This is a genomic window from Micromonospora sp. DT4, from assembly GCF_049841675.1.
In the GTDB taxonomy this organism is placed as follows: domain Bacteria; phylum Actinomycetota; class Actinomycetes; order Mycobacteriales; family Micromonosporaceae; genus Micromonospora.
In genome coordinates this window covers 1-800 of the sequence record NZ_JBNCKT010000327.1, presented here as the reverse complement: position 1 = coordinate 800, position 800 = coordinate 1, and the positions used below count along the sequence as shown (strand labels likewise).

1 protein-coding gene is annotated in these 800 nt (G+C 66.6%); it reads right to left on the bottom strand.

The annotated features are described in order from the left end of the window. Positions 1 to 371 precede the first annotated feature (371 nt). On the bottom strand, positions 372 to 704 hold the full coding sequence (locus ACLQ24_RS29930) for a hypothetical protein (RefSeq protein WP_425895087.1): 333 nt from the start codon (positions 702 to 704) through the stop codon (positions 372 to 374). Positions 705 to 800: the final 96 nt, after the last annotated feature.

Genomic DNA, 800 nt, shown 5'->3' with positions numbered 1-800 from the left:
CAACCTCGCACCACAGCACCCCGACAAAAATACACAACTCATCACACTAAGTAACGCAATCTTCGACTGCAACAAAAGTGATCTCAACTAATACGGCAGCCGACCCAGGCCGCGGAACAGCCGAAACACCATTCAAGATCCACTCATGGCCGCTTTGCCCTTACCCTGGCCGGACCCCGAGGTGGGCGTCACCCGTCCCGGAAACACTCCCTTCCGGGACGACCCGGCAAGATCAACCCTGCGGGGCGTTCGCCCAGGACAGCGAGTCCCGAAACCCGTCCCAAAACCGGCGTGTCCAAGCCGGGATACAGGACGTTCCCGGAACGATCGGCGACATGACCCAAGCCCCCGCCCGCGCCACCACCGCCCCGTCACGCCCGCACAACCGCATCCGCGTCGGCTACGCCCGGGTCAGCACCCGCGAGCAAGACCACGACTCTCAACAGGCGGTGCGGCATCCACCGTGCCTGTCCGGCCCGGCTGTCCGCCTCGACGGGCCACCGCTGGTGCAGCAGCCGGTGCCCGGCGGCGAACCGGCGTACCCCCGCGACCGTCGCGGCGGCGGCGCCGGTCATCGACGCTGCGGCGGGGATCCGGTGGTACACCGTCGTGGCCACGTCCAGGTGCCGCATCCGCCATCGGCGGCCGCGGACCAGCCCGAGCCACATCGCCCAGTCCTCCTGCATCGCGCCGCGTCCGTCCACCACCGGATCGTCCGAGTCGAGGGTGTGTCGTTAAAACGGTGTAACTCCGAACGAAGGAGACACCGAGATGGGGAATGTGAAGATCGTGTCAAGGGC